At 73.8% G+C, this 8,981-nt stretch carries 5 protein-coding genes; 4 read left to right on the top strand and 1 reads right to left on the bottom strand.

Annotated elements, in window-relative coordinates:
• Positions 1-956 precede the first annotated feature (956 nt).
• Complete coding sequence (locus tag LCD33_RS12425; RefSeq protein ID WP_224977870.1) at positions 957-3,566, bottom strand: bifunctional FO biosynthesis protein CofGH; 2,610 nt, start codon at positions 3,564-3,566, stop codon at positions 957-959.
• A gap of 145 nt (positions 3,567-3,711) precedes the next feature.
• Here LCD33_RS12425 and LCD33_RS12420 point away from each other — a divergent pair, with 145 nt between their 5' ends.
• The 4 genes from LCD33_RS12420 to LCD33_RS12405 all read left to right on the top strand — a co-directional run bounded on the left by LCD33_RS12420 (position 3,712) and on the right by LCD33_RS12405 (position 8,838).
• A complete protein-coding gene (locus LCD33_RS12420; RefSeq protein WP_224968262.1) occupies positions 3,712-5,310 on the top strand; it encodes a transposase in 1,599 nt (532 codons plus the stop codon).
• A gap of 96 nt (positions 5,311-5,406) precedes the next feature.
• Positions 5,407-6,105 (top strand): DJ-1/PfpI family protein, encoded by a 699-nt coding sequence (locus tag LCD33_RS12415; protein WP_224968264.1) that lies wholly within the window; start codon positions 5,407-5,409, stop codon positions 6,103-6,105.
• A gap of 109 nt (positions 6,106-6,214) precedes the next feature.
• A complete protein-coding gene (locus LCD33_RS12410) occupies positions 6,215-7,519 on the top strand; it encodes an enolase C-terminal domain-like protein (RefSeq protein WP_224968266.1) in 1,305 nt (434 codons plus the stop codon).
• 107 nt (positions 7,520-7,626) lie between these two features.
• Positions 7,627-8,838, top strand: coding sequence for a sialidase family protein (locus LCD33_RS12405; RefSeq protein WP_224958633.1), 1,212 nt, complete (start codon positions 7,627-7,629; stop codon positions 8,836-8,838).
• Positions 8,839-8,981 lie beyond the last annotated feature (143 nt).

The raw sequence follows: 8,981 nt of genomic DNA, 5'->3' as shown, positions 1-8,981 counted from the left end.
CCGGCTCGCTCATCGACAGCGGACCCGGCCCGTCCACCGGCGGCGCGCCCTCGCGGGCCCCGGGGAGCACCCCGCGGAACCCCCCCCTCCCCCGGTTGTGCTGCGCCCGCGGCCCGGTGGGCGGCGGGGGATCGGGGGACGTCGGCGCGGCGAGGCCTGCGCGGAGGGGGAGCGGCACGGCGAGCCTTTCCGACGAGGGCGTGTCCGACGGGTTCCGCGGTCGCCACGTGGGCGGCGGTCCGCGCGGGACTAGTCCGGCTCGTCGTCGCTCGCGGGTGGCCCGTGGGGTGGCCGCTCCCGTGAGAACGCTCCCATGATTCTGCGGTCCCGCGTCCGAAAGTCAAGACCGGAGATCGCCCCGGGAATTCCCGGAGATGTGAATGGGAAAAGGAGTTCCGCCCGGATCGTCGGATGAGAACTTGACCCCGCGATTGCCGTGTTGTTAACTCACCCCTGCTCGTCGTCGGAATCGGTTCCGAAGGGCTCTCCCGGTCTCGCGGGCGATGCCGGCGCAGGGCGGTGATGCGATCGGCCGCGGTCCACCCACCGGCTCGGGTGGACCCGTGGTCGCAGTGCTCACCCGCAGGTCATGGCGGTGCGGAGCGGGATGCGCGTGGGGCGCGGCCCGGTTCGGCGCCGCGGTGCGCGGCTGCCGTCGGGTGGTCGTGCGACTCGCTTGGCGAGAAATCGACAGCGGAATTGACGAACGGCGCGTCCGCGCGCTCGACAATGGTGAATCGTCGAGACCGGGCGAGACCGTTCGCGGTCCACCATCCGGTCCGAGTTCGCGTTTCACGGGCTCTCCGGAAGCCCTGCGCCGTCGGAAGCCCCGTGCCGCCGGAAGCCCTGTGCCGTCGGGAGACCCCGCGTTCTCCGGCGGTTCCGCGCTCCGGAACTCCCCGGGAAGCGCGGCGGGGCCGACCGCGCGTGCGCGACCGGCCCCGCTCGAAACCGGCTCAGCTCACGACCGGCAGCGACCGGCGCACCGCCGGGGTCACCCCGTCGCTGGCCGTGGCCGCCGCGACGCGCTCCTCGTCCGGCCTGCCGTACAGGCTGGTGCGCTGCCGCAGCGGGCGCCCGGTCGGCGCCACCAGCTCCGCCAGGTCGCTGATCGTCTTGTAGGAACCGTTGTCGGCACCGGCCATCCTGCTGATCGTCTCCTCCATCAGCGTGCCGCCCAGGTCGTTCACCCCGCCCGCGAGCACGTCCCGGCAGCCGTCATCGCCGAGCTTCACCCACGAGCACTGGATGTTGTCGATCAGCCCGTGCAGCAGGATGCGCGCCACCGCGTGCACCGCCCGGTTCTCCCGCGGCGTGGTGCCCGCGCGCGCCAGCCCCGCCAGGTAGATCGGCGAGTTCTGGTGGATGAACGGCAGCAGCACGAACTCGGTGAACCCGCGCTTCCCGGTCTTCTCCAGGGTTTTCCGCTGCAGCTCACCGATCAGCTTGATGTGCCCGACCCAGTGCTCCGGGGTGTCCACGTGCCCGTACATCATCGTGGAGGTGGTGGGGATGCCCAGCTCGTGCGCGGTGCCGACCACCTCGATCCAGCTGGAGGTGGGCAGCTTGCCCTTGGTGAGCACCCAGCGCACGTCGTCGTCGAGGATCTCCGCGGCGGTGCCCGGCAACGAGTCCACACCGGACTCGTGCGCGCGGGTCAGCCAGTCCCGGATGGACAGGTTCGTGCGGGAGGCGCCGTTGACGACCTCCATCGGGCTGTAGGAGTGCAGGTGGATGCCGGGCTGCCTGCGCTTGACCTCGGCGGCCAGGTCGAAGTAGGCGGTGCCGGGCAGGTCCGGGTGGATGCCGCCCTGCATGCAGATCTCCGTCGCGCCCGCCGCCCACGCCTGGTCCACCCGGTCGCCGACCTGGGACAGCGACAGCGTGTAGGCGTCCGCGTCGGTGCGCCGCTGCGCGAACGCGCAGAACCGGCAGCCGGTGTAGCAGACGTTGGTGAAGTTGATGTTCCTGGTGACCACGAACGTCACGTCGTCGCCGACTGCGTCCCGGCGCAGCCCGTCGGCCAGCGCGGTCACCGCGTCCAGGTCGGCGCCGTCGGCGTGCAGCAGCGCCAGCGCGTCCTCGGTCGGCAGGTTCGCCGGGTCCTGCTCGGCGCGCCGCAGCGCGGCCCGCACGTCGGAGTCCATCCGGCGCGGCGCGGTCGGCACCCGCTCGGCCAGCTCGCCCCAGTCGCCGTAGACCGAGTCGAAGTCGCTGCGCCGGTCGCCGGTGCGCCCGACGGTGTCCACCTCCACGTGCAGGTCGGTGCGCCCGCTGCCCGCGAGGTTCTGCCAGCCGCCGTCCGGCTCTTGCCAGGTGATGCCGGTCGGCTGCACGCCTTCCTTGGCGAGGCCGGTGTCCGGGTCGGCGAGCGCCGCGACGTGCGCGTTCAGCCGCGGGTCCAGCCACGGCTCGCCCGCCCGCACGTACTCGGGGTAGATGGTGAGGCGCTCGCGCAGCCGGAACCCGGCCTGCTCGGTGAGCCGCGCCAGCTCGTCGATCTGCGGCCACTCGCGCTCCGGGTTCACGTGGTCCGGGGTCAGCGGCGACACCCCGCCCCAGTCGTCGATGCCGGCCCGGATCATCAGCGCGTACTCGTCGCCGATCAGGTTCGGCGGCGCCTGCACCCGCATCTTCGGGCCGAGCACGATCCTGGTGACCGCGATGGTGGCGGCCAGTTCCTGCAGGTCGGCGTCGGGGGTGGCGCGCATCTTCGTGTCCGGCTTGGCGCGGAAGTTCTGCACGATCACCTCCTGGATGCCGCCGTAGGCGCGGGCCGCCTTGCGGATCGCGAAGATCGCGTCGGCGCGCTCGCCGTGGTCCTCGCCGATGCCGATGAGGATGCCGGTGGTGAACGGGACCGTGGTGCGCCCGGCGTCCTCCAGGACCCGCAGCCGCACCTCGGGGTCCTTGTCGGGGGAGCCGAAGTGCGGGCCGCCCTTCTCGGTGAACAGCCGGGCGGCGGTGGTCTCCAGCATCATGCCCATCGACGGCGCCACCGGCTTGAGCCGCTGCAGCTCCTGCCAGCTCATCACGCCCGGGTTCAGGTGCGGCAGCAGGCCGGTCTCCTCCAGCACCCGGATCGCCATCGCCCGCACGTAGGACAGCGTGTCGTCGTAGCCGTGCGCGTCGAGCCAGTCGCGCGCCGCCGTCCACCGGTCCTCCGGACGGTCGCCGAGGGTGAACAGCGCTTCCTTGCAGCCCATCGCCGCGCCCTTGCGGGCGATGTCGAGGACCTCGTCCGGGGACAGGTAGGGCGATTCGACGCGGCCGGGGACGGTGACGAACGTGCAGTACCCGCAGCGGTCCCGGCACAACCGGGTCAGCGGGATGAACACCTTGCGGCTGTAGGTGATGACGCCCTCGCGCCCCACGTCGCGCAGCCCGGCGTCGCGGGTGCGGGCCGCGTACTCGGCCAGCCGGTCCAGGTCCGCGTCCCGCGCCTGCAGCAGCACGGTGACCTCGTCGCGGTCGAGCGCCTTGCCGTCCCGCGCGCGGGCGAGGGCGCGGCGCATCGCGGAGGCGTTCGGGGCGGCCGCGGTGGTGGGAACGTCGTCGGAAGCCATGCGGGGAACGCTAAGCGGACCCCGGCGGCCCTCGCCAGTACACGAACGCGGCCGCCCGTCACCGGCCCGTCACCGGCGGTGTCGTGCCTGATCAGCGGCTCACATCCGGTTGTGGGCGGCGACCGGCGCGTGTATTACCTAAAGCATGGCTTCGATCGTCGGCAAGCGGATCGGGGGCCGCACCTACTACTACGCGGTGGAGTCCGCGCGGGTGGACGGCGAGCCGCGCATCGTGGCCCAGCGCTACCTCGGCACCGCCGAGGACGTGGCGGCCGCGGTGGACCGGGTCGCCGCCGAACCCGAGCACACCCGCCACCTCGCGTTCGGCGAGGTCGCCGCCGTGTGGGGCGCGATCCGGCGGCTGGACCTGGCCGGGATCGTGGACGCGGCCGTAGGCAGGCAGCGCACGGCGGTCTCGGCGGGAACCGTGGTGGCGCTGGCCGTGCTGCACCGGGCCACCGCGGACCGGGAACCGGCGCGGTGGTGGCCGGAGGTGTCCCGGCTGATCCGCCCCGAGCCGCCCGCGCAGCTGTGGGAACCGGGCCGGATGCGGCGCGCGCTGCGCAAGGTCGGCCCGGAGCAGCGCCGCGAGGTGGAGTTCGGGATGGCCGCCGCGGTGCGCGCGCAGCTGGGCGCCCCGGACGTGCTGCCCGCGCTGGTGGTGGACGTTCCGCACCTGAGCTCCCCGGCCGCACCGGACCGCGGCGAACCGGCCGGGATGGGCGTGCTGGTGAGCCGGGACGGCACGATCCCGCTGCTCACGCAGGACCACCTGTGCGGCAGGGCCGACCGCGCGCCGTACGGGGATCTGGCGCAGCGCCTCGCCGAACGGCACCGGGAACGGGCGGGCACCGGCGAGATCACCGTGGTGCACGACGCGGGCACCCATCCGCACGCGCACCCGGACGCGGGGCTGGGCTTCGTCGGCGGCCTGCTGCCCGGCGACCACCCGGAGCTGCTGGCGCACCCGCCGACGGCGCGGCGCCCGGTGGACCCGCGGCGGCTGCCGGGGCTGACGGCGCTGGACACCCGGGCCGTGGTGGACGGGGTGAGCAGGCGGGTGCTGCTCACCCACTCGGAGACGCTGCACGCGGCGCAGGCCCGCGGGTTCACCGAGGCGCTGGGCCAGGCGGCGCGGCGGCTCGACGGTCTCGCCGAGGCGCTCGCCGCGGGCGGCAACCGGCGGTCCCGGGACCACGTGCTCGCGGAGATCTCCCGGATCACCCGGGTGCGCTGGCTGGACCGGGTGCTGGTGACCTCGTTGCAGGGGTCGGCGCCGGGGGAGCTGCGGTTGCACTGGCACATCGACGCGGCGGCGCGCAGGCGGGTGGCCGCGGAGTTCTTCGGCAAGCAGCTGCTGGTCACCGACCGGGACTCGTGGTCCGCCGCCGAGGTGATCACCGCCTACCGCGCCCGCTACCACCTGGACTCCACGTTCGGCAGGCTCCGCGGCCCGCAGGCGCGCGGGCGGGCGGACGCGGAGCGGATCGCGGTGGACCGGATGATCTCGGTGCTGGCCGTGTCGGTGCTGCACCTGATGCGGCAGGAGGCCAACCAGGCCGGGCTGGACCTGTCGGTGCGGGAGATGTTCGAGCAGCTCGCGGGCATCCAGGAGACGGTGCTGCGCTACCCGTCGACCGGGGGCAGGCCGCGCACCCGCCGGGTGATCACCGATCGCACCGAGGTGCAACAGCGCCTCTACGACCTGTTCAACCTGGACCGGGCCGCGCCGCGCAGGCGGTGAGCGGCCGGAATCCGGCGGAACCTGGCCGTTCCACCCCGGTTCCGGGGAGTCGATCGCTCCTAGCGTGAGGTCATCGGATCGAACGACGGAGGACTGATGACCGAGAACCCGGGCGCACCCGCCCGCACCGCCGCGATGCTGGTGTTCGACGGGATGACGGTGCTCGACCTGGTCGGCCCGCAGGCGGTGTTCACCGCGGCGGGCATGCAGGTGTCGCTGGTCGGGGCGACGCCGGATCCGGTGCGCTGCGACAGCGGGGCGCGGATCGAGCCGACGGCCACCTTCGCGGACTGCCCGGCCGAGGTGGACGTGCTGTTCGTACCCGGCGGGGACGTCAGCGCCCTGCTGTCCGACGCGGCCGTGCTGGAATTCCTCGCCGACCGCGGGCGCACCGCCGGGTACGTGACCTCGGTGTGCACCGGGTCGATGGTGCTGGCCGCGGCCGGGCTCCTCGACGGGCACCGGGCGGCGACCCACTGGGCGACGCGGGAGCTGCTGGCCGGGCTCGGCGTCGAGGTGTCCGCCGAGCGGGTGTGCGAGGACGGCAACCGGATCACCGGCGGCGGCGTCACCGCGGGCATCGACTTCGGGCTCACCCTGGTGGCCCGCCTGCTCGACGCGGAGACCGCCGAGTTCGCGCAGCTCGTCCTGGAGTACGACCCGGCGCCGCCGTTCGACGCGGGTACGCCGCAGCGCGCGCGGCCGGAACAGGTCGCCCGGCTCCGCGACGCGCTGACCGGACAGGGCGCCGCGCTGGTCGCCGCGGTCGAACGCGTCGGCCGCCGCGCGGGCTGAGCGCAGGTCCGGATGGAGGAATCCCGTGCGGGGCAACGGGATTCCTCCTTGCGCGCGGCCGGATCGTCTGGTGGGTTCGAGCTGGAGCCGCCGCAGCGAGGAGCCGCCGATGACCGCCCGCATCCTGGACTTCGAGACCGTGGACCTGCGGTTCCCCACCTCGCGGGAGCTCGACGGTTCCGACGCGACGAACCCGGCGCCGGACTACTCGGCGGCCTACCTGGTACTGCGCACCGACCACCCGCGGGTCCCCGCGGGCCACGGGTTCACCTTCACCATCGGCCGCGGCAACGAGCTCGTCGTGGCCGCCGTGGAGGTCGTCGCCCGCCGGGTCCGCGGGATGCCCGTCGAGGAGATCACCGCGGACCTCGGCGGCTTCGCCCGGCACCTGGCCGCCGACAGCCAGCTGCGGTGGCTCGGCCCGGACAAGGGCGTGCTGCACCTGGCGACGGCCGCCGTGGTGAACGCGGTGTGGGACCTGGCGGCGAAGCTCGCGGGCAAGCCGGTGTGGAAGCTGCTGGCCGACCTGCCGCCGGACCGCATCGTGGACCTGGTGGACTGGCGCTACCTGCGCGACGAGCTGAGCCCGGCGGCGGCCCTGGACCTGCTGCGGCGCGCCGAACCCGGCCGGGCCGAGCGGGAGCGGCGCGTCCGCGAGAGCGGCTACCCGGCCTACACCACCAGCGCGGGCTGGCTCGGCTACGACGACGCGAAGTTGCGGCGGCTGTGCCGGGACGCGGTCGCCGCCGGCTGGGACTCGGTGAAGCTGAAGGTCGGCGCGGACCTGGACGACGACCGGCGGCGCTGCCGCATCGCCCGCGAGGAGCTCGGCCCGCACCGCCGCCTCATGATCGACGCGAACCAGGCGCTCGGGGTGGCGGACGCGATCCGCTGGCACCGCGGCCTCGCCGAGCACGACGTCCACTGGTTCGAGGAACCCACCAGCCCCGACGACGTGCTCGGGCACGCCGCGATCCAGCGCGCCATCGCCCCCACCCGGGTCGCGACCGGCGAGCACGCGCACAACGCCGTCATGTTCAAGCAGTTCCTGCAGGCGGAGGCGATCGGCGTCTGCCAGCTCGACGCGTGCCGGCTCGCCGGGGTCAACGAGGCCGTCGCGGTGCTGCTGCTCGCCGCCGCGCGCGGGGTGCCGGTGTGCCCGCACGCCGGGGGAGTGGGGTTGTGCGAACTGGTGCAGCACTTGTCGATCTTCGACTACGTGGCGGTGAGCGGGTCGATGGACGGGCGGGTGGTGGAGTACGTGGACCACCTGCACGAGCACTTCGCCGACCCGGTGCGGCTGCGCGGCGCGCGCTACCTGCCACCGGACGCACCGGGCTACAGCGCGCGGATCCTGCCCGAGTCGCTGCGCCGCTTCCGCTTCCCCGACGGCCCGGAGTGGGCGGGGCGATGAGCCCGCGGGCTGCCACTGTCGGCGGCTACCGCGAACCGCCCGGAACGGGCAGACTTCCCCCTGATCATCGAGCGGGTGCGCTCGTGGGCTGGGCGGAAGGGGAACCGATGCGGCGTGCGAGACCGGGGATGCTGCTGCTGTGCGGGGTGCTGGCGGCGATGGCGCTGCCCGGATCAGCGACGGGGGCCGGATCAGCGACGGGGGCCGGATCAGCGGTGGAGGCCGGGCCGGCGGACGGGACCGGATCGGCGGTGGCACCGGCCGCGACCGGGACCCCGCTGTCCGACGACGTGGCCTACTACCCGACCACGGTCCGGCTGCGGCACGCGGGCGAGGACTCCGGGGCGGTGCTGACGGCGACGGTGAGCTTCGGTCCCGGCGGCGGTTCCGTCCCCCTCTACGAGAGCACCGACGACGGCGCCACCTTCACCGAGGTCGGCCGCATCACCGATGACGGCTTCAGCGACGGCCTGTGCTGCGGCTCCCTGCTGGAACTGCCGAACCCGGTGGGAGATCTGCCCGCGGGGACGCTGCTGTGGACGGGCAGCGCGGGCGCCGACCAGGAGACCGACCGGCGGATGCGGCTGCCGGTGTTCCAGAGCCAGGACCGCGGCCGCACCTGGACGTACCTGTCGACCTGCGCGACCGCCACCGGCACCGGTGGCATGTGGGAACCGGAGCTGGCCGTGGACGCCGCCGGAACCCTCGGCTGCTACTACGCCGACGAGAACCAGCCCGGCCACAGCCAGGTGCTGCACCGCACCACCTCCACCGACGGCGTGAACTGGGGCGCGCCGGAGCCGGTGGTGCAGGTCCCGGAAGGCGACCTGCGACCCGGGATGGCGGTGGTGCGGCCATTGCCGGACGGTCGGTACTACCTGTCCTACGAGATCTGCGGTGGGGGCGACCCGTACAGCTGCGCCGCCTACTTCCGGCTCTCCGACGACGGCTCGGACTGGGGCGATCCGGCCGCGCACGGCACGCTGCTCGCGACCGAGGACGGGCGGTTCTTCGCGCACGCACCGAAGATCACCGTGACGCCGGACGGGAAGGTCGTCACCGTCGGCCAGGAGCTCAAGCACGCCGACGGGACCGTCGCCGAGGGCAACGGGGCGACGCTGTTCGTCACCGAGCAGCCGGGTTCGAGCACGCCCGTCCCGATCCCCGCACCTGTGGAGGTCCCGGCGGCGCGCGACGACCCGTGCCCGAACTACAGCTCCTCGCTGCTGCCGGTCGGGGAGGAGCAGGTCCTGGAGATCGCCACCGACTACGACGACGAAGGTCGCTGCCGAGCGTATTTCGCGACCGGCGATGTGTGATCGTTCGTCCCGCTCCTGTTGCTCGGGGGTCGGGTGGCGGAACCTCAGCGCTTTCCTCGCTGCGGGATCTTTTTCCCGAGTGGCTCCGCCACGAGGGAAAAAGCTGTCCTCGCGAGGAAAGCGGGGGGAACCCGCGGGTGGGG

This window comes from Saccharopolyspora sp. 7B (genome assembly GCF_020177435.1).
Lineage (GTDB): Bacteria > Actinomycetota > Actinomycetes > Mycobacteriales > Pseudonocardiaceae > Saccharopolyspora_C > Saccharopolyspora_C gregorii.
This window is presented reverse-complemented; position numbering and strand designations above follow the sequence as displayed.